Raw genomic sequence first — 24,621 nt, forward strand, 5'->3', positions numbered from 1 at the left:
AGAGGGAAATGTTTCATAAATAACGGCGAAATTGAACGATTGACCTGTACATATGGTGTTCATTGAAAGGAGAAATCGGAAAATTGAAGAAATCCATTATCACATTATCATTAGCTGCCATTTTGGGGTTTGGCAGCATTACTGTCGGGCTGCCTGCTGAAACGGCGGTTGCGGCGGATAAATTAAATGAATTAAACAGCCAAAAAAATAAGATTAACCAACAACGCTCTGGCATAGAATCAGAGATTAATAGTACAGATAAGAAAATTAATGAAATCCAAGGCGAGCAAAAATCAGTAGAAAGCGAAATTGAGCGTCTGGATAAGGCTATCAGCGATGCGTTAGCTAAAATTGAAGAAAAGAATAAAGAAATCTCAGCCACAAAAGAGGAAATTAAAAAACTTGAAGGCGAAATCAAAGTCTTAAAAGAACGTATTAAGAAGCGCAATGAACTATTGAAAGACCGGGCCCGCAACTATCAGGAAACTGGCGGAATGGTCAGCTATGTTGATGTATTGATGGGAGCGCAGAGCTTCGGGGATTTCATTGAGCGCGTAGGTGCAGTTGCTACTATTGTGGAAGCAGACCAGGACATCCTTCAGCAGCATCAGGCTGATAAAGATGAGCTGGAGAAAAAACAGGCTCAGGTAAAAGAAGAACTTGCTTCTTTAGAGACAATGCGCGCCGAGCTTGAAAATATGAAAAAGAGCTTAAACGCACAAAAAGCTGAAAAAGATAAATTATTGGCTTCCTTAAAGAAAGAGGAAGAGCATATGCACGCTGCAAAAATGGAGCTTGCAGAAGAAAAAGAAATCCTTGCAGCCCAGGAAGCAGCGCTTCAAAAAGCAATTCAGCTTGAGCAAGCAAGACAGGCTGAAGCAGCAAGACAAGCAGAACTTGCAAGACAGCGTGCAGCCCAGGAAGCAGCTAAAAAGAAGAGTTCTTCTTCAAGCAGCAGCTCTTCAATTAAAAGCACTGCACAGGTTTCCTCTCCAGCCCCAGCAGTATCTGGCGGAGCATGGACAAGACCAGCTGCCGGACGACTTTCTTCCGGATTTGGAAGCCGTTCACTAGGTGAGCACTATGGCGTGGATATTGCTGCAGGCGGAACTGTTCCGATCGTAGCAGCTGCTGACGGTGTTGTTATCCGTTCATACTACTCCAGCAGTTACGGAAATGCTATTTTCATTGCCCACTCTGTTGGCGGACAAACTTACACGACTGTTTATGCACATATGAGAAGCCGCTCTGTTGGTTCTGGTGCAACGGTATCCAAAGGCCAGCAAATCGGCATTATGGGTAACACTGGACAATCTTATGGCCAGCATTTACACTTTGAGCTTCATAAAGGATCTTGGAATGCAGGCAAAACAAATGCGATTAACCCAGTTGGCATCGTGCCTCTATAAAAAGTATTGAGTGGAAGGAGCTTAGCTTCTTCCACTTTTCTTTTACCCGTATAGAGGGTCTTTAATCCTATTTAAAAAATCCTGTGTTATTTCCGGAGGTTTTCTTTTCAATTTGGCGACGTATCATGAATATAAAGCGGGGCAGGTTTCATTTTGGTGCAGGAGCAAAGAGCGAAACTTCTGCAGGTACTGGAATGTCCCCTTGCCGCCAATCAGTTAGCATAAACCCAATCCGGATTCCGGTTTTAGCGTTGTATTGCAATTCCTTCACTTGGTATAACATTGGCACACATCCCTCTTTTTATTATTAGTTCAACCCAATGTATTTGTTTCTAGAAATTAAGTGCCTTTACTAAACTGCTAAAAGAAATCATAACTCGTCCATTCCCAACATAGGATGGAATGAGCAAAGACATCCCGCGTTCCTTTGCGGGGTGTTTTTTGTTTATAAGATGGTAGTTTTCTAAGGACGACAGAATGCCTTTAGATCAAGGAGTGACAAGTAGCACATAAACGATGGAAGTTGATGCATAAAAACAAAAAGTGAAGCAGAAAAGTGCAAAAGTGACGCATAAAATGAAATACTGGCTTAAAAACCTTGAAAAGAGAGACTGAAAGAGCTGACTTTGGCTTCATTATTTAAAAATTTCACAGGAAGACAGAAGTAATAGCAGAATTGACGCTCTAAGGCTCTGAAAATATACAAAATGCAGCCGGAAAGGAAGATGGGGATGAGCAGAAAATGGATAGCCCTGCTAATGACAGGTTCATTGCTAACAGGAGCTGGCAGTACATATGCGGGCATGCAGTGGCTGGCAAAGGAAAACCCTAATGAAGGAGCCGAAAACCAGTTAATAGATTCGGCCGAAAATAATATACCTATAGATGAAGAGAAAATAGAGAAAGTTGAGACAGCTTACCATCTTATTTTAAAAAGCTATGTAGAAAAGGTTGAAGAGAAGCAGCTCGTTGAGGGGGCCATTCAGGGAATGCTCGCAACACTTGATGATCCTTATTCGGTTTACATGGATGAAGAAACGGCGAAGCAATTTAGCGATACACTGGAATCCTCTTTTGAAGGCATTGGGGCGGAAGTGAGCATGGTGGATGGCAAAATCATCATTGTTTCTCCTTTCAAAGACTCGCCTGCTGAAAAAGCGGGGATAAAGCCCAAGGATGAAATTTTGAAAGTGGATGGCGAAAGTGTAGAGGGATTGGACTTATATAAAGCTACGATGAAAATAAGAGGGGAAAAAGGAACGAAAGTGAAGCTCGAAATCGCCCGGCAAGGGTTAAAGGAGCCATTAACTGTCGAGGTCAAAAGGGACGAGATTCCGCAAATCACGGTATACTCTGAAATCAAAAACCAAGGCGGCAAAAAGATTGGCTATACGGAGATTACCTCTTTTTCAGAAGATACCTCCAAGGAGTTTGCGAAGCAGCTGAAGGAGATGGAGAAGGATGAAATTGAGGGGCTCGTCATTGATGTGCGCGGAAATCCGGGCGGCCTGCTCTCATCTGTGCAGGAAATCCTCAAAGAACTTGTGACATCCGAAAAACCTTATCTTCAAATTGAGAAGCGAGACGGGGAGAAGATGAGATATTTCTCTACATTGGAGAAGGAAAAAGACTATCCAATCGCTGTATTAGTCGACAAAGGCAGTGCATCAGCATCGGAAATTCTTGCCGGTGCTTTGAAGGAAGCTCAAGGATATACATTAATCGGGGAAAATACCTTTGGAAAAGGAACCGTCCAGCAGCCTGTAGCGATGGGCGACGGCAGTAATATTAAGCTTACATTATTTAAATGGCTGACACCGGATGGAAATTGGATCCATAAAGAAGGCATTAAGCCGACCTTGGAGGTCAAACAGCCTGACATCTATCACACACACCCGATTCAGGTGGAGAAGCCTTTAACGATGGATATGAATAATGAAATAGTGAAAAATGCACAGGAAATCCTGGAGGGGCTGGGATACGGACCAGGCCGCAAAGATGGCTATTTCAGTGAATCCACAGCCATTGCCGTCAAAGCCTTTCAACAGCAAAAAGGACTGGAGCCAACCGGCAAAATCGACAAGAAAACAGCATCTGCCCTTGAACAAACCGCCATCGAAGAAATGAAAAAAGAACAAAACGACCTCCAGCTGCAAACCGCACTGAGGTATATCGCGAAATAGTTATGGTACCAGGCACCACCCGAATTTTGTCGAATCTTCATTACTGGTCTGGTACTGGTATAGGTACCTGGTACCCGATTTTAAGCAGGAGGATTTTTCCTTCTGCTATTTTTGTTTTTGGGTGAGTTTGTGATAGGTTTTGGGTGGGGGGTTTGGTAGAATATAGAGTAATAGATTTGTCTGTTTGTTACATAATTTCTTGTGAAATTCTATTATAGAGGCTGGTGGCAAGTTTGGTTGAGGAGTGGGTTTTTGAGTTTTTAAAAGGAACGGGGAAGCTGATATTAAATCCGGTGTTTTATTTTCTTTTTTTTGTGGCGGCATATCTGGGTGTATCCCGTGTGAAGCATGAACGGAAAAACTTTTCGGTCAGGGCGGAGAATGCCTATTTTGAACTGAGGCAGCTCCTCCCGATTGGGCTGCTGGCCGGTATGGTGCTTTCCATCATTGTGGTCGGGGCGGGATTGGTCATCCCAATGGAAACGATTGTCTTTACAGCAGCCCTCACCTTCCTATGGTGCTTCACGACAAAAGTGAGATGGATGGCACCGGTTTATACACTGGGGTTTGCCTTTTTTGCGACGATGTTTGCCATTGAACAGCAATGGCCTTTGCCATCATTCGTAAAATCGGTGACAAATACAGAAGAGTCGATCTTTCCAGCCATTGCGATTCTCCTTGCCTTGCTCGTAATAGTTGAGGGTTTCCTAATCTTAAAAATTGGCCGGAAAGGAACATCTCCCAAACTGGTAAAAAGCAAGCGCGGGCAAACGATTGGCATCCATGAGGCAAAAAGAATATGGATGGTGCCTGTTTTTCTGCTCATTCCAGGACAGGCTTTGCAGGTGCACTTGGTATGGTGGCCGGTGTTTGAGATTGGCGGAAATTCCTATTCGCTGATCCTGGTGCCGTTCGCTATCGGCTTTTATCAGCGAATCCAGGGAACCCTTCCTAAGGAAGCGGTCAAGCTGCTTGGCCAAAGGATTATTGTGTTTGGCATGCTGCTTTTACTGCTGTCAGCGGCTGGTTACTGGTATCCGCTTGCAGCCGTCGGGGTTGTAGCACTGGCGATTATCGGACGGGAGTTTATATCCCTTCGCCAGCGTATGTCAGAGGACCATGCACCGTTTTATTTTTCCAAACGCAATCAGGGTATCATGGTTCTTGGAGTCGTGCCCGACTCGCCCGCGGATAAAATGGCCCTTCAGGTTGGTGAAATCGTCACGAAAGTTAACGGCGTAAAAATTCACGATGAAAAAGGATTCTATGAAGCGCTGCAAAAGAACGGGGCGCATTGCAAGCTTGAAGTCATCGACGTAAACGGCCAAATTCGCTTCGTCCAGCGGGCTCTTTACGAAGGTGACCACCACGAGCTCGGCCTGCTGTTTGTGCAGGATGAGAAGAAGTGGGATAGCGAAGCGGTTTGATTTTGTCATTTTTTCATAATTAACTGGAATTCGTTCAAAATCTTCCGGCCGGAATCTGTTCATAATTAAGCGGAATAGAAAAGTATTAAGTAAAAAAAGCTTACCGGTTTGGTGAGCTTTTTTTGTTTTTTTATTCCGCAAACGGGGGCTTATCAGGAACAAGATAAGCTTTTTTTTATGAAATTAATGATTGAGTTAACTGCTTGAATTTGAAACGTGCTTATAAAACATAAAGTGAAGGAAACTGATGGGGTAAATGTTTTTAGTTTCTTGTTCAACAATCGGGTGTTTAGGTTAATTATTTAGAGTCGATTTTCAAATTTGAAGACCGGCTTTTTACATTTTAATAGACAACTAATATCATATTTTTCTAATACACTTAAATGAGGAATCAAGCAACCTGGGTCTCCAGCACGCTGATGCAGACTAAAACCAACAACGAATTGATTTTCTGTCCCGATTTGCACATTATAGCCAGGCTTCAGCTGGCCGTTTTTCATGTGATCATCTTTCATCCGCATGAAAGTCGCGTCCGTATCGTTTTAGAGTAGCTGTTTCTCCTTTCAAATGTAGATTTCTGCTGTTCATACTTTTGTTTTCTTGGCAAAAGGTCTTTTTCCAACTGGCGCTTTGCTTTTTTAATGGTCTTATTCTTAGGGTCCTTTTCCAGGCGCTTCTCTAATTTCTTTACTGTTTTGGCTATTTTCTCTGAAGAAATTGGAGCTTTTTCTAACTTCTCCATTAGATCTAATTCCTGTTCTGCATCTTCGTCTTCCTTAGTAACCTGCTCAATCTGAAAGACAAGCTGCTTGAATTTTTCATTTAGTTTCTGATCATATTTTTCAGTAGATTTTCGCCAAACAAAGGTATACTTGTTCGCGTTCGCTTCAATTTTGGTGCCATCTAGAAAGTAATCCTCAAGTTTTATATAACCCTCTTCCCGCAATAGGTCTACAATAGAAAAGAACGTTTCATAAATTACATCTTTCATGCGTTCGGATCGGAAGCGATTAATAGTTCGGAAGTCTGGCTGCTGTTCTCCAGAGAGCCACATGAAAATAATATTTTCTGCCAGCTGTTTGGCAATTTGACGTGAGGAATAAATGCGATTGGAGTAAGCGTAAAGAATGACTTTTAACATCATCTTAGGATGGTAAGGAGGTCTTCCGCCTCCAGGGTAAAGAGATGTAAAGATACTTGGATTCATCTGATCGACTGCGAAGTCGATCAAACGGGCAAGATGTTGTTGGGGGATTAGTACCTGAATATCCATTGGAAGTGCTAATTGATTCGTGTTATACTCTTTATACATAAGAAAATCGTTCCTTTCTCGTATGGTGGGTTGTGGTGACTTCATTATACCAAAAAGGACGATTTTCTTCTTTTTTTACCTTAGTACTAATGCTAATATTGATTCTTGCACCCTGTTGATTGGAGCGGAAGGGGCGAGACTCCTGCGGGAGAAGCGAGTCAGCGGGAGACCCCGCAGGTGCGAATGCACCGAGGAGGCTCCCGGACCGCCCGCGGAAAGCGAGTCCCTGGAGCGGAAATCAACAGGCCAATTTTATAGAGGAAAAAAGAGGGTGCCCGAAAGTAATACTTTTGGGACACCCTCTTTTATTTGCGTAAAGAGATAATAATAACTTTTATGTTGTTTAAATCATCTTCTATTTATGAAGTATTCTTCAATTAAAGGGCCAGATTGTTGAACAAACACCCTAAAGAAAAATTGGATATGTATGTTAAAGTTTATAAAAGATTGTAAAGGTTTGCACTTTAGCTAACGAGGCATTTAGTGAAGAAGGACTTTGCTCTTAGGTAGAAGAATATAGGAGCCTAAACTAGGAAGAGGGTTCAAAAATGATTAAAGCTGTTATTTTCGATTTAGATGGAATTTTCTTAAATAGAGATGAATCTATAAAAATGTTTATTGATAGACAATATGACAGGTTGAAAAACATTGTTGGTCATATACCTAAAGAAAGATCTATGGAACGTTTTATTTATTTAGATAGTCGTGGATATGTTTGGAAAAAACAAAGTATATCGATAATTAGTTGATGAATTTATGATTACAGATATAACCTGGGAAGAACTGCTTCAAGATTATCTTTATGGATTTAAGGAAAACTGCGTTCCTATTCCCAATCTTATTAGTATGTTAGAAGAATTGAAACGATGCGATGTTTTGCGCCTTTAGCAAAAAGGTAATAATAGTTGTGTTTTTCCTCAGGTAAGGGTATATTTCGTCCTGTAAGACTCCTCCAGGGTACCGCATAAACCTTTTTTTTAGATGGAATCAATATATGGTGATTAATATCACTAATAAATACTATATATTGTGTTACGATGTTCGAGAATTAACAAGAATACATTGTTAAAAAGTCTAAAGGAGAGGTTTGTACATGTTCCAAAATACTACTGACATTATCGACAAATTCATATCGCAGCAAGAAAACAAGCAAACAGATTACCTCAGGCACGAGAATAGCAATTATGTTTATTCCCTGCCGCTTTTAAGGCATAATTTAACAAATCATGCGGAAGAGGAATTTCTTTTTAATCACATACTCCCGCCAAAAATAAAAGAATTGTACCATGAGGGGATTGTCTATGTGCACGATAAGCAGCTTGCACCATATTGTGTATCCATCAGCTGTATGGTCATTGCAACAAAGGGGATTCCGTCACTGGCAAAAAATATGATCTCTTCTAAACCGGCTAAGCGGATATCAACATTATTAAGGCATTTCAGTAATGTCGTTACATTAATATCACAGCAGGTCTCAGGTGCAGTTATGCTGGCACAACTATCAACCATTGCATCTTCTTATTTATTTGATGAGGAAAACCGAGGTATGGCCTATACAGATGAAGAACTTGTAGAACTTTTTCAAAGTCTGATCTGGGAACTAAATATGCCACTTAGATCTGGGGCACAGAGCAGCTTCTCCAATATTACATTAGAGTTCGGAAAACCATCCGAAGAAATTAAGGATAATTACGTCGTTATTGGTGGAGAGGGACGAAATATCCAGTATAAGGACATCCCAGAAACTTACTTTGACCGCATAAATCAAGCAATTATTGCTGTTATGAAAAATGGGACAGGCAGTGATGGGATTCCTTTTACCTTTCCATTATTAACGGTGCAAATCGATGATCATTTTAATTACCAAAACCCATTATTTATCGAGCTATTGGATAAAATGTATCATTGGGGAGGTGTTTATTTTGAAAACTTTAAAACAAAGCCATTTGAAGACCCTTATTACAAAGCATTAAACCCCTTCATTCAGGCAAAGGATCCAGAAGTGAGCAGAAGCCTTTGCTGTCGTCTACAAATTAATTTAGAGACACTTTCCAAAGCAGGCGGGGGTGTATTTGGATCATCAGCAGGTTCCACAGGTGCAGTACAGGTGCTTAATTTAAATTTGAATAGAGTACTCTTGGAATTCGGACATGATCTGGATCTTCTCAAAGTTAAGATACGCGAATACATGGAAGTCATGCAGGAAGCCCATATGGAAAAGAGAAAATGGATTGAACAAAACAAAGAATTATATCCGACTTTCTTTGCCTATAATAAAGACTTGAAAAACTACTTCAACGTATTCGCTCTTACTGGTATGAATGAAGGACTTATAAATATGGGCTTTAAAGACGGAATTAAGGGACATAGTGGTAAAATGATTGCTCATGAACTTATGCAATATATGACAGAAATTGTGAACGAATTTATCGTGAGAGATAAAGTGGCGTGCGGTATTGAATATGCACCTGCCGAAAATGCTGCCATCAAACTTGCTCGCCATGACCTTAAATGGGCAAAGGCAAATGATAGAGAGATCTTCGTACAGGGTGAAGGAGAAAATCCATACTTAACAAGTGGCTGTATGACTCCATTTTCTGAAGAGGATTTCCTAGAACAATTGGAAAATAGTGCTGAATTTCAAGGCTATGCTACATCTGGTAGTGTGTTGCACCATTTTCTTGAATCAAAAGTAAAACCAGAAAGCCTAGCAAAATACCTGGATAAAATTTTTGCTAAACCCATTAATTATATTACCCTGACACCAACGATTACTTCCTGTATGACATGCGGTCAGAAGATTATTGCGGAAGACGCCAAGAATATTCATCATTGTCCTGTCTGTGAGTCAACAGATATTGCAACATTTAGCAGGGTTATTGGTTATTTGAAAATGATCTCCAGAAATAACATACATGTAGATGACAAAGGATATTATGAAGGGAAATATAACTTCTGGTCGAAAGCAAGAAGACATGACTGGACCATTAGAAAAAGGTTGAAAGAAGATGTGTTGAAGGAGGCTGTTCACCGTTAATTAGCAGGAGAACACAAACACAATGAAACTATACAATAACTTTATTCGCACATTTACCGACCTGCCCAATCATACGACATTGCTGCTCCATTCATTATCGGGCTGTCCGCTGAAATGTTTCGGCTGTCATAATTATGATGAAATCGTTGCTAACACACCAAAAGAATACAAGACGACAGATGATTTATATGATTATCTAAAGAAGAGTGGCTTTTTATTGGATGCCGTTATGTTCAGCGGTGGCGAATTTCTGATTAACCCATTAGACGAGGTACATGCCCTGCTGCAAAAAGTGAGAACACTTTTTGACGGAAAAATAATTGTAACAACAAGCGGAAACTATCACCAAAAAGTCCAAACCTTATATGAGGAAAACCTCGTCGATGGCATCCATATTGATATGAAGCTACCATACCATGTACTGGATATAAAAGAAGATGCGCAGATTTATAAGGATATTATGGGGATCATACCAAGCAAAAAAGTCGTCAATCAATTAATTGCAAGTGTTGACGCAGTTATTAAACATAACTCGATTCTTGACCAAGTACGAACAGTTCGATATCCCTTGCTAGATGAGGCATTTTTCACAGAGATAAGACATTTTGTAGAGGAAAGAAAAGCCTATCATGGCAGCATTGTGCCCTATTTCTTGAATGAATTTGTTTATCCAGGGAGTTAATAGTAAAGTCTTGTGGTACGAATGATTAAGAGACTTTTAACATGGGGAACCGTCAGGAAAACGGACTCAGCGTTGTACATCCGCATTTTCTTGACAGTACCCCTATTAGTTAAATAGAAAAAGAAGTTCAAAGAAGAAGTTGAATTATCTTTTCGAAAAAATGTTACCAAGTCAATTCCCGAATTCGGAACAAACTGGCTATGAATGGGTGTATGAAAAAATCTATGGTGCTGATTTTTCCACACTGACTAGGTTGATGGAGGAGGGTTCTTTTTACCCCTCTTTCCACACTATTTTCCGATTACCCAAATTTTTTTATATCAACAAGGGCATTTTGTAAACTTGAATAAGTCTTTACGGAACCAAAATCAGGGTACTATCAGGAGAATGAACTGATTGTACAAAAATTGCCTCTGGATGTAGGATTCATTCTATCTTTCATATAGTCTGTTAAAAACAGAAATTGAAAAATTCTTTCGGGACTTCTTTTATAACTCAATTTATTCAATTAACAAAAAGGTCATAATTCATGGGGATTTAACTACTGCAAATATTTTATTTAATCAAGAAAAAGGACTTGTTAATGGTATTATTGATTTTACTGATGCACAAATAGGCGATCCTGCTTTTGATTTTGCTGGTTTATACTGGTCTTTTGGTCCAGATTTTACTAAAGATGTATTGTCATATTATAAAGCTGAAGATAAAGAATCGATTTTCAAGAGAGTACAATCTTTTTATGGTTTACAACCAATATTTCATAATTTGATTTTTGCAGTGAAAGAAAATCTCGATGTGAATTGGGAAACCGCTTTTGAAAGGTTCTCTTATCTTAATTCTTTGAGATAGTAACTTATAGAGAAGATTCTTATTAAAAAAAGGGGGCAATAGCAAAAGTTAATTATTAATGTCTTTTAAGATTATCTCGAAATCGAGTCTTCTGCTAAAGGGCGCACTTCTTGAAGAAGGCGTCCTTCCTGAATAGGGCCATAAATTGAATAAGGATTATTTAGCTGCCATGTAAGCAATAGGTCGACATTCATCAAGATTGGTTTGGCTAACTGGAAACTTTAAAAATGGCTGCCCATATACTCTTGGCAGCCATTTATTTTACTAATGTGTTAACTTGATTATATTAAAAATTTTCAACGACAGTTTTTCCAATAGATTTTCCAGTCTCTAGAATTGTATGAGCTTTTCGCAAATTCTCTGCATTAATAGGTGAGAATTGTTCGGTTAGCGTAGTTTTTATTATCTTACTATCAACTAAATCGGCTACTTCGTTCAAGAGCTTATGTTGTTCAATCATATCTTCAGTTTGGAACATGGATCTTGTAAACATTAGTTCCCAAACAAACGTTGCACTTTTGTTTTTTAGCAATGTTAGATCAAGTGGTCCTTTTGTCTCAACTATTGAACAAATTTTCCCCTGAGGGGCAATAGCATTTGTCATGTTTATCCAGTGTTTATCTGTTGTATTTAGACAAAGAATATAATGAACCGTTTCAAACCCCAACTGCTTTAGTTGTGGAACGAACTCTTTAAAGTGATTTATGGTATGGTCAGCCCCTTGTTTTTTTGACCAATCTATAGACTCAGGTCTGGAGGCAGTACCAATTACTGTTAACCCAGCCCATTTAGCTAATTGGATGGCTATAGATCCGACCCCACCTGCTGCGCCGATAATAAGAAGTGTTTTATTCTGATTTTCGCTTGGTTTCCGCCTAATGTTCATACGATCAAAAAGTGCCTCGTAAGCAGTAATCGTTGTTAATGGTAGAGCAGCAGCTTGTGCAAAGCTTAAGGATTTTGGTTTTTCCCCTACAATCCTTTCATCAACAAGATGGAATTCACTATTACCTCCTTGTCGAGTGATGTCCCCAGCGTAATAGACCTCATCGCCTGGCTTAAACAATTTGCAATCTGGGCCAACTTCCTCCACAATCCCTGCCACGTCCCACCCTAAAATTTTAGGGTTTTCCTCAACCTTTTCTTTGGGTGATCGGACCTTATAATCAACGGGATTAACTGCAACAGCTTTTACGCGAACAAGTAGATCCCGACCTGAAGCACTCGGTTTTTCGATTTGCAGATCTAACAAGCTTTCTGGATTATCAATAGGTAGATAACGATGCAAACCTACAGCCTTCATAGTTGCCATGGTTCAATTCATCCTTTCACAAAGTTATTTAAATTTTATAAATAGCATTAAAAAGTGAGTCTGTTTTATTTAATGCTTTTATAATTGTTATAATAGATCAAGTGATATATTTTTGTAAGTATGCACATTTTTGTTGTATAGTATCATTTTTTATACTAAAGGTTAATGGAGGTATACAAATGAAAAATCAGCATAATCAATACTCAGGTTGTCCTGATCCATACGGGTGTCCTGTGGAATCAACGTTAGAAGTAATCGGTGGAAAATGGAAAGGAATTATTTTATTTCATTTAACGTCAGGAACAAAGCGTTTTAATGAATTCCGTAGGTTAATGCCTGACATCACTCAGCGAATGTTGACCCTTCAGCTTCGTGAATTGGAAAAGGATGGAATAGTGCACAGAGAGGTCTATAGAGAAGTTCCGCCAAAGGTAGAATATTCGTTAACTGAGTTCGGCCATACAATAGAACCAATTATTATGCTCATGAGAGACTGGGGGGAAAGATATAACAAAGAGATTGCTATTAAAAGAGGAAGTTTGGAATATGAGTCTTAAAGTATTAAAGCTAATTAGTTCTATGTCAATCTTCAGCAAAAACAGATAATAGTTAAGCTCAGGTGTTATTTGGTTTTAAAGGGTGCAAGAATTGAATAACGATGGGCTCTAAAATAACATTCCATTTGTTACGTTAATGGGGCTAAAAGGTACTTTTAGTTGAACAAGCACGTGTATTATTTTAGTAAAAGGAGAGTAACTAGTGTTTAAGAGAAAAAGATATACAGCCAAAGAATTTAGAGCTATGTCTGTAATCTATTTTATTATTTCGGGATTTCTACTAATTGGAATTATACCTGCTTTTATATTTGAAGGCTTAGAAAAAACTATGCTATTCCCCTTCATTTTGATGTTAACGTCTTTAATCACAGGAATTCTATACAGGATAAGGGGACATAGAGTTGAGAGTAATTGAGTTTAGAACTATTAACTTGTTCATATAATGGGGGCAATAGTGAAAGGGCGTTATTAATGTCCTTTAAGATTATCTTGAAATCGGGTTTTCTGTTAAAGGGCGCATTTCCGGAATAAGGATCTGCGCCCGATTTTGCATGTAAAGGGCCATTTTCTGGAATAAGAGAAGGGATTATCCGTTATTAAATGGAAGTTTATCTTAGAAGGTATATTTTGTTTCATAGGGACGTTTTTAAATAAGAAGGTTTGTACTTGATGCTAAAGAAGAAAACAAAAATGGCTATGGTTTGGAGGATTTAATATGAAGGTTATCCAAAGTTTGATCGAAGCTGGAGCTGAAGGAATTATATTAGGCTGTACAGAAATTGGATTTTTGATAAAACAAGAGGATTCCAATGTTCCTCTGTTTGACACAACTAATATACATGCTCTTGAAGCAGTAAATATGTCTTTAAAGAAGGTATAGAAAGGAGTTGTTTGAATGGATTTGCGTTATCCTATTGGAAAGTTTAATTATGAAGGAGAGCCTACAGCAGAATTATTAGAGAGGTGGATAAAAGAGATTGAAGAACTTCCACTTGAATTAAAAGAAGCTGTGAAGGGTTTAAATGATGAGCAGTTAGATACAGCTTATCGCTCTGAAGGATGGACCATCCGCCAAGTGGTCCACCACATTGCCGACAGCCATTTAAATAGTTATACTCGTTTTAAGTTGACTCTCACAGAAAACACTCCTACCATTAAACTGTATGAAGAAGGAAAGTGGGCTAAGCTCCCTGATTCGAAGTTACCAGTAGACGTTTCATTAAAACTAATAGAGGCTTTACATAGTAGATGGGTTTTTCTGTTACGTTCTTTGAAACAGGATGAACTGGAGAAGACTTTCCAACACCCGGATTCAGGTGTTGTTAAGCTAAGCATTAATATTGGGATCTATGCTTGGCATGGGCTGCATCATGTTGCACATATTACTTCTCTTCGTGATCGATTAGGTTGGTAAAGAAATAAAATACTATATATTTACTCGAAAAGTTTTAATAGAAAACTTGGTTTTACTTACCCCTATCAAAAAATAATTGTTACTCCATTAAAGGGCGCGTTTATTATGGAATAGGCTGAACATTTTTCCCCTTAATTATGAATAATATAGGCGATTTTAATTAAAAAAGACATTATTCCGTTAATTGATGAAAAAATTTGTTCTTAAATACTTCTTATTCCGGAAGTTTATGAAAATTAAGATTCGATTTTAAAAGCTATATAAGGGGGGCTGCTGTTGCAGCTCCCTTTTCTGTACCCGAACCCGGATGTTTACCTCAATATTTGACGGGTATGGATTATATGTAGAAAAAATCGTACTCCTATTGAACTAAGCAAAGGAGGAATTAACAATGGAAAAAACAATTGTTGGCGGAGTATTCAGAGATTCAGAAGAAGCAGTACGGGCGATTGAGAGATTAAAAGAGAGCGGGTTTAACCCTCATGATATTTCGGTATTAGCTAAAAATGACGATGAATTGGATGAAATTGAGGACCGCACAGATGTTGATGTGATGGACGAAGGGTCCCATCGCGGAGCAAACGCTGGAAAAGGTGCCGGTATAGGAGCTGGCACAGGCGGCGTTTTAGGCGGAATTGCCGGCCTGATTGCAGAGATTGGATTACTTAGTATCCCTGGAATTGGTGTTCTGGCTGCAGCTGGCCCGCTTGCGACAACATTAAGCGGAGCTGCTATCGGAGCTACGGGCGGCGGCATTGTCGGTGCACTGACTGGAGCGGGCATACCGGAAAATGACGCGAAAGAGTATGAAAGGTTTGTGAAAGAAGGACATATCCTCTTACTGGTTGAGGTTGACGAAGAACAGCGTGAACGAGTGCAGACAACCTTTACGGATAACCGTTCCTTAAACACTCATATGTATACTGCTCGATAAAAAAGCGAGTAAGGGCATTCCTTTTCAAATAAGGAATGCCTTTTTTAGTCTATTTCTGAAACCTTTTAGAAAAGCTGATCGTATAGTGTAAATAGAAACTAACCTCATAATAGAAGAATTTAACTTCAATATGGTATTCTTTACTTAACCAAACATGGAAAAAAGGTGACATTGTGGCAAAGAAAAAACTGCAGTACTGGACTTTGCAAGTGCTAATTATTTTAACGATCATCTATGTATCAACAAAAATTTCGTTCCTGTTTGAACCGGTCGGCATTTTTGTATCAACATTGTTTTTTCCGATCATTATTTCAGGATTTTTGTATTTTTTATTAAATCCGCTTGTGAAATTGCTGCAGCGGTACAAGGTTCCAAGGACGGCTGCCATTTTGATCATATATGCAGCGGTCATTGGGCTTGTGGTTCTGGTCGTTGGAAACCTGGCTCCGCTTATCAGCAGGCAGGTAACAGAATTATTCAATGATCTGCCTGGATATGCCCGTACAACGAGAGAGTTTATTAACTCGATGGCAAATACCGAGCAATTCAGATGGTTTATGGCACAGGATTACATATCGATTGAAGAAATCGAAGCACGGATTATGGATTATGCCAATACGCTGCCAAGCCGTGTGACGGAAGGGGTCGCGGGGATTGTCAGCTTGGTCACAAATATTGCGATCACCATTGTAACCGTGCCGTTCCTGCTGTTTTATATGTTTAAAGACGGCGATAAGTTTCCGGCTGCCGTTTCAAAGTTTATCCCTGCTTCTTACAGGGCAGAGGGTGTTAAGACTTTAAAGGAAACAGCGGAGACGCTTTCTTCCTACATCCAGGGCCAGATTACGGTCGCATTGTTTGTCGGAACTTTGTCTTTCATCGGATACTTAATCATTGACCTGCCGTATGCGCTCGTCATGGCGCTCATTGTGGCGATCACCAATATCATCCCGTATGTCGGGCCGTTTCTTGGCGGAGCACCTGCGGTCATTGTTGCGCTTTTCGATTCGCCGACGAAGGCATTGCTCGTTGTGGTGGTCATCGTGATTGCACAGCAAATTGAAGGAAATGTACTTTCCCCGCTTATTCTTGGAAAAACCTTGAACACACATCCAGCCACGATCATTATCCTGTTGCTGGTAGCGGGCAATCTAGCTGGAATTCTCGGCATGATCTTAGCGATCCCCACCTATGCTGTTACAAAAACGATTGTCTTAAATACAGTCCGATTCTTAAGGGCGAGGAAGACCGCGAAGGAAGAGGCTGTTACTTAAGTATAATTTGGAAGCTCCTTTTTGATTAAAAGGAGCTTTTTTTCATGAAGGGGAGTATTTTTATCCAGGGTGATTCTGTTTTAGTATTTATTTGGCACGATTAACTATTTATTTAACATGATTCTGAATTTATCTAGCATAAACCAGAATTTATCTAACATGTTTTCAATTTTATCTAGCATATTGCTAAATTTATCTAACATCTAATACAATTCCTCTTGCTTTTATAAAAAGTTGTCCCTATCTAATCCCGCCTTTTTACTCTTCCTTTCCCAAAAGGTACAATAAAAGCAACAAATCAAACGAAAGCAGTGATCGGTTCATGTGTTTAATTCTATTTGCATACAAGATGCATTCAAAATACAAGCTTGCAGTTGCAGCCAATCGGGATGAGTTTTATGAGCGGCCAACGGTACCGGCACATTTCTGGGAAGATCATCCGAATATCCTGGCCGGACGGGACTTAAGCAAAATGGGCACCTGGATGGGTGTAACGAAGGATGGAAGATTCGCTGCCCTGACTAATTACCGTGATCCAAAAGAAGCAACAGAAGGGAAGCTGTCAAGAGGAGAGCTTGTAGCCGACTTTTTAAAAGGCAATGGCCAGCCTTCGGAATTTATGAAAAAAGCAGCAGGTAACCGCCAGCAGTATCCCGGCTATAATCTGCTTGCCGGCTATGCGGATGAGCTTTACTATTACTCAAATGTTGAAGATAAAATGGAGAAGCTGGAGCCGGGGATATACGGAGTCAGCAATCATGTGCTGAACACAGAATGGCCAAAGGTGAAAAGAGGAAAGGAGGGTCTGGCTAAACTAATAGCAGACTCCGATGACAGTTTAACTCAAGAGCTGTTCGCCCTTCTGCAAAATGCTGATCCTGCACCTGACGACCTTCTCCCCAAAACAGGGGTTTCCCTTGAGTGGGAACGAATTCTGTCGCCGATGTTTATTAAAAGTGAAGGCTATGGAACAAGAAGCTCAACGGTTATGCTGATGTCTGAGGACGAAATTTTTTATAAGGAACGGGTGCATGCTGGCGACCTCCAGGAAGAGCAGGAATTTACGTTTAAATACTAAACTGGACTTTGTCCTTCAAGCCGGATATGAAGGACAAAGTCCAGTTCATTTACAGGATAGTCCTTTAAGCGCATATGAAGGACTTTTCTCCAGACCAATTACAGGATATTGTCCTTCAAGAAAGCCAGCTCGGCACTGGTTCCTATTTGCCGTGATTATCAAACAAGCGGCAGCGTTACCCTCACCGTTGTGCCTTCATTTTCCTTGCTGTGAATATAAAGGTTTCCGCCATGGTTTTTAATAATCTTTTTACAAATCATAATGCCCAGGCCTGTCCCTTTTTCCTTCGTGCTGTAAAAGGGTTCCCCCAATTTGGCAAGGCGCTCTTCAGGAATGCCAATTCCTTCATCTTCAACGCTGATAATGACAAAATTATTGTCCTGCCGGATATCAACGTTTATTTTTCCGCCCATAGGCATCGCTTCAATGGAGTTCTTAATAATATTAATTAATACCTGCTTAATTTTGTCCCTCTCGCATTTCACATTGAAACTGCATTGTGCTTGGGTTAATTCTATCATAATATTTCCCATAACCGCCTGGCTATTTAGAAGCGTAATGACACTTTTAACGACCGTAATCAGGTTGGTTTCTTCCATTTCGGTAATTTGCGGTTTGGCAAGAACAAGCAAATCGTTTACGATATCTTCAATTCGTTCCAGTTCAGTAAGGATGACATCTGCAAAATCGCCCTGCCTTTCTTCATTTAAAAGCTGTGTAAAGCCTTTTATGGCTGTTAGCGGATTGCGGATTTCATGGGCGATTCCGGCTGCCAGCTGGCCTACAACCGAAAGTTTTTCTGCATTTTGCAGCTTTTCTTCGGTCTTCTTCTGGCCTGTCACGTCCTTAATAATAATCTGATAAACCTTTCTATTTTTAAAAGTGGTCGGAATCAGCTGGACTTCGGCTTTTCTCGTTTGGCTATCTGTCCGGATCAAGTTCAGCTCAAAATTCACACTTTGTTTTGTTTGTAAAAAGTCATCCAGGGTGGAATGTTCGGAAGAGGGAGCATAGTCGTGGAGGGATGTGCCGATTATTTCTTTGCTGCTGGTGAATCCAAAGAGTTTCTTGCCTTCATTATTGATATAAGTCCAAATGCCTTTTTGCGTCACCATTCCGATCGTATCTTTAGAATACTCAACAAGAAAACGGTACTTTTCCTGTGTTTCAAGAATCTCCTCTTCCATGATAATTCTTTGGGTCATGTCTCTGATTATGCCCATCATTTCCTTATCTTCATTAATAACGGAAAAATTCGCTTCCAGCCATAAATAATGGCCCTCATGATGCCTGAAGCGAAAGGTCACCCGTTTATGGGGAAGAAAATCAAGCTCTGCAAAAGCCTCTCGAAGAAGATCCCGGTCATTAGGGTGACAATATGTATAAAGGCTGCTTTTATAAAACTCCTGCTGCGTGTAGCCAAGCATCGGCAAACAGGAAGGAGAGACATATAAAGCAATTCCCTCATTTGTAACTCGCGTAATAATATCGCTTGAGTGCTGAATGGCCAGCTGCAAATTCCTCGCTTCAACTTTATCTGCGAACAGATCTGCGTGGTTTTCTGTCATGATCATTTTTTCATCCCTCCTTTTAAGTTGGCACTTTTCCATTATTATACATGACTTATTCTGTTTGACATATAGGATAAATTTCACCTTATGAGGCTCGTCAAAATAAAAAAAGATACCGGATTAGGTACCTTTTTCATAGAAAACTTCTAATCTGCTCTCCCAGGATACGAATACCTTCTTTCAGTGCATCCAAAGGAGCATACGCATAAGAAATCCTACTCTGAGTGTCATCTATCTGGGGGTTTTTCCAACGGTCATTCCTTATATAGCGCTGGCATTTCTCGCTTCAAAGGGAGGGGCTTCCGAAGCAACAAGCTCATTGTATCTCACACCAGCTCTGGCGTTTATCATTGCCTGGCTCTGGCTTGGGGAAATCCCGGCCTTTCTTTCGATTGTTGGCGGCTAATTGCACTTATCGGGGTGCTTATCATTCACAAAAAAGAAAAAGTGAAGATAATAAATCGAGAATTAGAAAGTAATAGAGAAGTTTAATTTCTTAAAATTATTTTTAAATAATAATTGACACCCTTTATTTATCATGCTAGAGTAGTAACATATTAAAAACCGGATATAAAAATTTCTTCTTATCAAGAGAGGTTGAGGGACTGGCCCTATGACACCTCGGCAGCGGACATTGTGTACCGTGCCAAATCCAGCAAGCGCGGCTTGAAAGATAAGAAGAGGACCATTGACCAATGCTGCCCTCTTCTTTCTTAAGAAGAGGGTTTTTATTTTACCCGGGGTAAATAATTAATATAAAGGTTTGAGATAGTATTCATTTACATATGAATAATTCTTATCAAGAGAAGCTGAGGGATCTGGCCCAATGAAGCTTCGGCAGCAGGCAAGTATGCACTGTGCCAACTCCAGCAAGCGAAAGCTTGAAAGATAAGGAGAGGAACAAAAAAACCTCTTCTGGAGAGAAGAGGGTAATTTTAGGGTATAATTCTTAGTTTCCATATCGGATTACTTAAATTAAAACGTACCAGGTACGGGCGAAGGAGAGAGGCAAGATGATTGAGTTTCAGAACTTGAAAAAGGTTTATGAGAGCGGTGGGCAGCAAGTTGCCGCTTTAAATGGGATAGATTTAAAGATTAATAAGGGTGAGATTTATGGCGTAATCGGTTTCAGCGGTGCAGGCAAAAGTTCTTTGATCCGCTGTGTGAACTGGCTTGAGAAGCCGACTTCAGGGAAAGTCATTGTGGGTGGACATGATTTGACTTCCTTGTCTGTGAAGGAAATCCGTGAAGTGAAGAGAAATATCGGAATGGTTTTCCAGCATTTTAATCTCTTAAATTCCAAAACGGTATTTGCCAATGTCGCGATGCCGCTGCTATTGGCAAAGGTTCCTAAGGAAGAAATTAAGAAGCGGGTACATGAATTATTGGATTTTGTGGGCCTTGCAGATAAAGCTAATAATTATCCTGATCAGCTTTCAGGGGGGCAAAAACAGCGGATCGGTATAGCGAGGGCACTGGCTACTCAGCCATCCATCCTTCTATGTGATGAAGCCACTTCAGCGCTGGATCCGCAGACAACTAGCTCGATTCTGCAGCTCCTTAAGAAAATCAACAAAGAATACAATATAACGATTCTCATTATTACTCATGAAATGGCCGTCATCAGAGAAATTTGCGACCGTGTTGCTGTGATTGAGGCAGGAAAAATTATCGAAGAAGGAACGGTGTTTAATGTTTTCTCGACACCAAGAACACAGACGGCTAAAAATTTCGTCAGCACAGTCATGAATGATCAGATACCAGACTCGATCAAAGAGGTTATTGAGAATCAGAAAGGTCTTCAAAAAGTATTCAAAATCAACTTTATCGGCCGATCTGCAGGACAGCCGCTTCTCTCTCAGGTTGCGAAAAAATTCGATGTCGATTTCAATGTCCTGTTTGGGAATATTACCGAACTGCAGGGAACGCCGTTTGGAAATCTTATTGTGGAGTTCCAGGGTACAGACAGTGAAATCAGCCGGGTGATCCAGTATATCAGCCAGGAAAAAGTTTCAATAAAGGAAGTGAAATCACGTGCTAGTTAATCAGGAGAAAATTATAGAGGCATTAATCGAAACCATACAAATGGTAGCCTTCTCGCTATTGTTTTCAGCTGTAATCGGGCTGCCGCTTGGGATCTTGCTTGTCGTAACCAGAAAAGGGCATCTGCTGGAGAACCTCGCCGTTTTCAATGTCATAAATGGCATCATTAATATCTTTCGATCCGTTCCGTTCATTATCTTAATGGTAGCTATCATCCCAATCACAAGGATGATTGTAGGAACATCAATTGGAACAGCAGCTGCCGTCGTTCCCCTTGTCTTTTATGCAGGGCCATATATTGCAAGATTAATAGAAAATTCATTGCTGGAAGTAGATCCAGGAGTCATTGAAGCGGCTGAAGCAATGGGAGCAACTCCGGGGCAAATTATTTTTAAATTTCTGATTCCGGAAGCACTCAGTTCGCTTATATTAGGTTTTACGATTGCGACAATCGGGCTTGTTGGAGCATCAGCTATGGCTGGAGCAGTCGGAGGCGGGGGTCTTGGTGACCTCGCCATTACATACGGCTATCAGCGGTTTGATACAACAGTCATGCTAATTACAGTTGCCATTTTAGTTGTAATGGTTCAGGGATTGCAGTCATTCGGAAATATTTTATCCAAAAAAATCAGAAGAAGATAACCTGGGAGGAAACAAATCATGAAAAAACTATTACTATCACTCATTATTTTAACACTGGCGGTATTCACTGCTGCATGCTCAAGCGCATCTGGCGGAGAGGAAGAAACAAAGAAAATTAAGCTCGGTGTCAGCGGATCCGATACACGAATCTGGGATTATATTGCAGAAAAGGCTGAAAAAGAAGGTATTGAAATTGAAGTAGTTACGTTCTCTGACTATGTTCAGCCAAACGTAGCTCTTGCAGAAGGAGATCTTGATGCAAATGCATTTCAGACAGTCGCTTATTTTGACACATTCATCGAAGAACACAATATGGACCTTTCACCAATCGCGACAACTGTATTAGCGCCAATGGGCCTTTATTCAGAAAAAGTTACATCACCGGATGAAATTCCTGAAGGAGGCAAAATCGCCATTCCAAATGACGCTTCAAACGGCGGAAGAGCTCTTCTTTTATTGGAGGAAGCAGGACTTATCAAGCTATCAGAAGACTATGATGGAAATCTGGATTTGAATAAAATCATTGAAAATCCGAAGAACATTGAACTTGTAGAAATGGTATCAGCACAGACTCCGCGTGCCCTTCCGGATGTAGCAGCTTCTATCATCAATAACGGAATTGCCGTAGATGCAGGCTTTAATCCAACTAAAGATTCCATTTACCTTGAAAGTGAAACCGCTACTCCTTATGTAAATATTATTGCAGTAAGAACAGAAGACAAAGATAATGAAACGCTTAAGAGAATTGCAGAACTTTACCAGGAAGATGATGTAGCTGATTTTATCAATGAAGAATATAAAGGAAGCATGATTCCTACCTTTATTCCTTTAAGTGATATCGGCTGGTAAACCATTATCAGCTTTCTATTTAAAAAATCTGAAGGAGGAATTACGATGACGGCACCTGTAAAAGCATTATCAAAGTTAAAGGAAGCAATCAAACAAAATGTAGAGTCTAATAAAGAACGGTATCTTTCAGCAAGCCGCCAAATTCATGAAAATCCCGAAATAGGGAATGAGGAGTTTTTTGCCTCAGGATTGCTTTCCGGCATCCTTGAAAAAGAAGGTTTTGAAGTTGAGCGTTCAGTGGCTGGACATGAAACAGCATTTCTTGCCCGGAAAAAATCAGACAAGCCTGGTCCGTCCATCGCTTTCCTTGCAGAGTACGATGCCCTTCCAGGCCTTGGGCACGGATGCGGTCATAATATTATTGGAACCACAAGTGTGGCAGCCGCCATTGCTTTAAGCAAGGTAATAGATGAAACCGGGGGAGAAGCGGTTGTTCTGGGAACACCTGCTGAAGAAGGGGGACCAAATGGAAGTGCGAAGGGAAGCTTTGTCAAACAAGGTTTCCTCGAAGGTATTGATGCTGCTCTGATGGTACATCCATCCAATCATACGAGGCTGACCAGTTCTTCCCTGGCTGTCGATCCGCTTGATTTTGAGTTTATCGGCAAGCCAGCCCATGCGGCTGCTTCCCCGGAAGAAGGGATTAATGCCCTGGATGCCGTTATTCAGCTTTTCAATGGAATTAACGCTCTTCGCCAGCAGCTGAAGGATGATGTTCGCATTCACGGAATCATCACACATGGCGGGGATGCGCCAAACATTATCCCTGAATATGCAAAAGCGAGATTTTTTATCCGGGCTTCAACTAGAACTGGGTTGAATGAGGTAACAAAAAAGGTTAAAGCAGTTGCTGAAGGTGCTGCTCTGGCAACCGGCGCCAAACTGAATGTTATCGCTTTTCAGAATGAAGTCGACAACCTTCTATTAAATAAGCGATATGATCATGTATTTAAAGAAGTCATAGAAGAGCTGGGTGAGGCTGTCGTGGCTGGAGACAGAGATGGGATCGGTTCAACTGATGCGGGGAATATCAGTCAGGTAGTACCGACCATCCATCCATATATTAAAATAGGTGCCGATGATCTTGTCGCCCACACGGTTCCTTTCCGGGAAGCGGCAGCTTCTGCTAAAGGCGATGAAGCTTTAATTACAGGTGCCAAGGGCCTTGCTTTAACCGCCTTGCAGCTGGTGACCAATTCCACTCTGCTTGATTCCATAAAGGAAGAATTTCGTGAGCGGAAAGCAGCGGAAGAGAAGAAGTAATTGTTAAAAGCTATCCTGTTTGGAACAGGATAGCTTTCTGCTCTCAGGAGTTTTTGGCTGGAGGATTAAGTCTTATTTTTCCTTCATCCGCTCCTGTGCCATACGTACAAGCTCCTTCACCATGTTACCGCCAATTTTTCCGCCAACAGTTCCAGCCTCTTTGGAAGTCAAACGGCCATTATATCCATGCTGCAAAGGCACGCCAACTTCCTCTGCTACTTCATATTTCACACCATCGGGATTTTCCCGGTCAACCTGGTATCCCTGGTTTTCCATTACTTGATTTTTCAGCTGGTCCAGTGCTGCCCTGGATTCCGGCACAAGGGGCCGGCGCTTTCTTCTTGCCATGGTGCATTCCTCCTTCTGGATATTTCTTTTTCCTTATTATGTGCGGATTTGACGGATTTACCCCTTAGATGAAAACGCATATTAAATAAGAAAAAACTTGTACATAACGTTTTGAAAAGCTATTCTATTGTTAAGACAATGACCTTGAACGTTTTGTGAACAAATCTGAAAAGAAGGTGTAATCAATTGGCATTAAAATACCTGTTAGCCCTGTTGCTTCCTGGTCTGCTTGTATTGCTTTTTACAAGAGTGAGCTACAATCGTGTAGTAGGCCTTGTGTTGACAGTGGGACTCATTGCAGCTTCCGTTTATAAAGGATATACAGATACACTGGGACTTATTGTGGCAGATGCGTTTTCACTGACTGCCGGCTTCTGGTACGCCCAAAAAATGGGACCAAAAATCAAGCCAAGTGCACAATAATAATGAGAAACCTG

The 24,621-nt window shown here is 40.5% G+C and carries 21 protein-coding genes, 3 pseudogenes and 2 riboswitches; of the genes and pseudogenes, 19 read left to right on the forward strand and 5 right to left on the reverse strand.

Annotated features, from left to right (window positions below):
* The first annotated feature begins 83 nt into the window (after positions 1–83).
* Positions 84–1,409 carry a murein hydrolase activator EnvC family protein gene (locus tag DFO73_RS09570; RefSeq protein WP_110064564.1) on the forward strand — a complete coding sequence of 442 codons (1,326 nt, stop codon included), beginning with the start codon at positions 84–86 and terminating at the stop codon, positions 1,407–1,409.
* Positions 1,410–1,557: 148 nt separating this feature from the next.
* Here DFO73_RS09570 and DFO73_RS29245 read toward each other — a convergent pair whose 3' ends face one another.
* Positions 1,558–1,692, reverse strand: a complete 135-nt coding sequence (locus DFO73_RS29245) for a hypothetical protein (protein ID WP_258309362.1) — start codon at positions 1,690–1,692, stop codon at positions 1,558–1,560.
* Positions 1,693–2,140: 448 nt separating this feature from the next.
* Between DFO73_RS29245 and DFO73_RS09575 the strand changes: the two genes are divergently transcribed.
* On the forward strand, positions 2,141–3,592 hold the full coding sequence (locus DFO73_RS09575) for a S41 family peptidase (protein ID WP_110064565.1): 1,452 nt from the start codon (positions 2,141–2,143) through the stop codon (positions 3,590–3,592).
* Positions 3,593–3,825: 233 nt separating this feature from the next.
* Entirely contained in the window at positions 3,826–5,019 is a 1,194-nt protein-coding gene (locus tag DFO73_RS09580) for a PDZ domain-containing protein (RefSeq protein ID WP_110064566.1), read from the forward strand.
* 359 nt (positions 5,020–5,378) lie between these two features.
* Here DFO73_RS09580 and DFO73_RS09585 read toward each other — a convergent pair.
* Positions 5,379–6,331: pseudogene (locus DFO73_RS09585) on the reverse strand (transposase); the annotation flags it as partial.
* A gap of 548 nt (positions 6,332–6,879) precedes the next feature.
* Here DFO73_RS09585 and DFO73_RS29600 point away from each other — a divergent pair.
* The 4 genes from DFO73_RS29600 (at position 6,880) to DFO73_RS29805 (ending at position 10,899) form a co-directional block, all read left to right on the forward strand.
* Positions 6,880–7,080, forward strand: coding sequence for a hypothetical protein (locus DFO73_RS29600; protein WP_181395974.1), 201 nt, complete (start codon positions 6,880–6,882; stop codon positions 7,078–7,080).
* A 344-nt stretch (positions 7,081–7,424) separates the two neighbouring features.
* Positions 7,425–9,368, forward strand: a complete 1,944-nt coding sequence (gene nrdD / locus DFO73_RS09600; protein ID WP_110064568.1) for an anaerobic ribonucleoside-triphosphate reductase — start codon at positions 7,425–7,427, stop codon at positions 9,366–9,368.
* A 22-nt stretch (positions 9,369–9,390) separates the two neighbouring features.
* A complete protein-coding gene (locus DFO73_RS09605; protein WP_110064569.1) occupies positions 9,391–10,050 on the forward strand; it encodes a 4Fe-4S cluster-binding domain-containing protein in 660 nt (219 codons plus the stop codon).
* Between the two features lie 498 nt (positions 10,051–10,548).
* On the forward strand, positions 10,549–10,899 hold the full coding sequence (locus tag DFO73_RS29805) for a phosphotransferase (RefSeq protein ID WP_375137316.1): 351 nt from the start codon (positions 10,549–10,551) through the stop codon (positions 10,897–10,899).
* Positions 10,900–11,185: 286 nt separating this feature from the next.
* On the opposite strand, the gene DFO73_RS09615 is transcribed toward DFO73_RS29805, so the two are convergent.
* Entirely contained in the window at positions 11,186–12,211 is a 1,026-nt protein-coding gene (locus tag DFO73_RS09615; RefSeq protein ID WP_110064571.1) for a zinc-binding alcohol dehydrogenase family protein, read from the reverse strand.
* A 179-nt stretch (positions 12,212–12,390) separates the two neighbouring features.
* Between DFO73_RS09615 and DFO73_RS09620 the strand changes: the two genes are divergently transcribed.
* The 6 genes and pseudogenes from DFO73_RS09620 to DFO73_RS09650 all read left to right on the forward strand — a co-directional run bounded on the left by DFO73_RS09620 (position 12,391) and on the right by DFO73_RS09650 (position 17,468).
* The gene (locus DFO73_RS09620) at positions 12,391–12,768 is read left to right on the forward strand and encodes a winged helix-turn-helix transcriptional regulator (protein ID WP_110064572.1); all 378 of its coding nucleotides are present in this window, start codon (positions 12,391–12,393) and stop codon (positions 12,766–12,768) included.
* Positions 12,769–13,486: 718 nt separating this feature from the next.
* Positions 13,487–13,648, forward strand: a pseudogene (locus DFO73_RS09630) (aspartate/glutamate racemase family protein); the annotation flags it as partial.
* 15 nt (positions 13,649–13,663) lie between these two features.
* Positions 13,664–14,182: a YfiT family bacillithiol transferase gene (locus tag DFO73_RS09635; RefSeq protein WP_110064574.1), complete on the forward strand. Its 519-nt coding sequence runs from the start codon at positions 13,664–13,666 to the stop codon at positions 14,180–14,182.
* A 391-nt stretch (positions 14,183–14,573) separates the two neighbouring features.
* Positions 14,574–15,116, forward strand: a complete 543-nt coding sequence (locus tag DFO73_RS09640) for a general stress protein (protein WP_110064575.1) — start codon at positions 14,574–14,576, stop codon at positions 15,114–15,116.
* Between the two features lie 173 nt (positions 15,117–15,289).
* Positions 15,290–16,390: an AI-2E family transporter gene (locus DFO73_RS09645; RefSeq protein ID WP_110064576.1), complete on the forward strand. Its 1,101-nt coding sequence runs from the start codon at positions 15,290–15,292 to the stop codon at positions 16,388–16,390.
* Positions 16,391–16,712: 322 nt separating this feature from the next.
* Entirely contained in the window at positions 16,713–17,468 is a 756-nt protein-coding gene (locus DFO73_RS09650; RefSeq protein ID WP_110064577.1) for an NRDE family protein, read from the forward strand.
* Positions 17,469–17,626: 158 nt separating this feature from the next.
* Here the strand turns inward: DFO73_RS09650 and DFO73_RS09655 are convergent, their stop codons facing one another.
* Positions 17,627–19,042, reverse strand: coding sequence for a PAS domain S-box protein (locus DFO73_RS09655; protein WP_110064578.1), 1,416 nt, complete (start codon positions 19,040–19,042; stop codon positions 17,627–17,629).
* 214 nt (positions 19,043–19,256) lie between these two features.
* On the opposite strand from DFO73_RS09655, the pseudogene DFO73_RS09660 reads away from it, so the two are divergent.
* From DFO73_RS09660 to DFO73_RS09680, 5 genes and pseudogenes are all read left to right on the forward strand, one after another.
* A pseudogene (locus DFO73_RS09660) lies at positions 19,257–19,531 on the forward strand (EamA family transporter); the annotation flags it as partial.
* An 89-nt stretch (positions 19,532–19,620) separates the two neighbouring features.
* A riboswitch (SAM riboswitch) is annotated at positions 19,621–19,719 on the forward strand.
* A gap of 113 nt (positions 19,720–19,832) precedes the next feature.
* Positions 19,833–19,934, forward strand: a riboswitch (SAM riboswitch).
* Positions 19,935–20,052: 118 nt separating this feature from the next.
* Entirely contained in the window at positions 20,053–21,084 is a 1,032-nt protein-coding gene (locus tag DFO73_RS09665; protein ID WP_110064580.1) for a methionine ABC transporter ATP-binding protein, read from the forward strand.
* A complete protein-coding gene (locus DFO73_RS09670; protein ID WP_110064581.1) occupies positions 21,074–21,724 on the forward strand; it encodes a methionine ABC transporter permease in 651 nt (216 codons plus the stop codon). The genes DFO73_RS09665 and DFO73_RS09670 overlap by 11 nt, the downstream gene beginning before the upstream one ends.
* A gap of 18 nt (positions 21,725–21,742) precedes the next feature.
* Positions 21,743–22,573, forward strand: a complete 831-nt coding sequence (locus tag DFO73_RS09675) for a MetQ/NlpA family ABC transporter substrate-binding protein (protein WP_110064582.1) — start codon at positions 21,743–21,745, stop codon at positions 22,571–22,573.
* A 45-nt stretch (positions 22,574–22,618) separates the two neighbouring features.
* Positions 22,619–23,836, forward strand: a complete 1,218-nt coding sequence (locus tag DFO73_RS09680; RefSeq protein ID WP_110064583.1) for a M20 family metallopeptidase — start codon at positions 22,619–22,621, stop codon at positions 23,834–23,836.
* A 72-nt stretch (positions 23,837–23,908) separates the two neighbouring features.
* On the opposite strand, the gene DFO73_RS09685 is transcribed toward DFO73_RS09680, so the two are convergent.
* Positions 23,909–24,184: an alpha/beta-type small acid-soluble spore protein gene (locus DFO73_RS09685; RefSeq protein WP_110064584.1), complete on the reverse strand. Its 276-nt coding sequence runs from the start codon at positions 24,182–24,184 to the stop codon at positions 23,909–23,911.
* A gap of 186 nt (positions 24,185–24,370) precedes the next feature.
* Here DFO73_RS09685 and DFO73_RS09690 point away from each other — a divergent pair, with 186 nt between their 5' ends.
* On the forward strand, positions 24,371–24,607 hold the full coding sequence (locus tag DFO73_RS09690; protein WP_110064585.1) for a CsbA family protein: 237 nt from the start codon (positions 24,371–24,373) through the stop codon (positions 24,605–24,607).
* Positions 24,608–24,621 lie beyond the last annotated feature (14 nt).

Origin of the sequence: Cytobacillus oceanisediminis, assembly GCF_003182355.1 — a bacterium.
GTDB classification, from domain to species: domain Bacteria; phylum Bacillota; class Bacilli; order Bacillales; family Cytobacillaceae; genus Cytobacillus; species Cytobacillus oceanisediminis_A.

Coding starts and splice junctions, on each gene's coding strand:
- DFO73_RS29600 (WP_181395974.1), top strand. CDS start 6,880: ATGATTAAAGCTGTTATTTTCGATTTAGATGGAATTTTCTTAAATAGA.
- DFO73_RS09620 (WP_110064572.1), top strand. CDS start 12,391: ATGAAAAATCAGCATAATCAATACTCAGGTTGTCCTGATCCATACGGG.
- DFO73_RS09655 (WP_110064578.1), bottom strand. CDS start 19,042: ATGATCATGACAGAAAACCACGCAGATCTGTTCGCAGATAAAGTTGAA.
- DFO73_RS09650 (WP_110064577.1), top strand. CDS start 16,713: ATGTGTTTAATTCTATTTGCATACAAGATGCATTCAAAATACAAGCTT.
- DFO73_RS09605 (WP_110064569.1), top strand. CDS start 9,391: ATGAAACTATACAATAACTTTATTCGCACATTTACCGACCTGCCCAAT.
- DFO73_RS29245 (WP_258309362.1), bottom strand. CDS start 1,692: ATGTTATACCAAGTGAAGGAATTGCAATACAACGCTAAAACCGGAATC.
- nrdD (WP_110064568.1), top strand. CDS start 7,425: ATGTTCCAAAATACTACTGACATTATCGACAAATTCATATCGCAGCAA.
- DFO73_RS09665 (WP_110064580.1), top strand. CDS start 20,053: ATGATTGAGTTTCAGAACTTGAAAAAGGTTTATGAGAGCGGTGGGCAG.
- DFO73_RS09680 (WP_110064583.1), top strand. CDS start 22,619: ATGACGGCACCTGTAAAAGCATTATCAAAGTTAAAGGAAGCAATCAAA.
- DFO73_RS09675 (WP_110064582.1), top strand. CDS start 21,743: ATGAAAAAACTATTACTATCACTCATTATTTTAACACTGGCGGTATTC.
- DFO73_RS09615 (WP_110064571.1), bottom strand. CDS start 12,211: ATGGCAACTATGAAGGCTGTAGGTTTGCATCGTTATCTACCTATTGAT.
- DFO73_RS09685 (WP_110064584.1), bottom strand. CDS start 24,184: ATGGCAAGAAGAAAGCGCCGGCCCCTTGTGCCGGAATCCAGGGCAGCA.
- DFO73_RS09635 (WP_110064574.1), top strand. CDS start 13,664: ATGGATTTGCGTTATCCTATTGGAAAGTTTAATTATGAAGGAGAGCCT.
- DFO73_RS09575 (WP_110064565.1), top strand. CDS start 2,141: ATGAGCAGAAAATGGATAGCCCTGCTAATGACAGGTTCATTGCTAACA.
- DFO73_RS09640 (WP_110064575.1), top strand. CDS start 14,574: ATGGAAAAAACAATTGTTGGCGGAGTATTCAGAGATTCAGAAGAAGCA.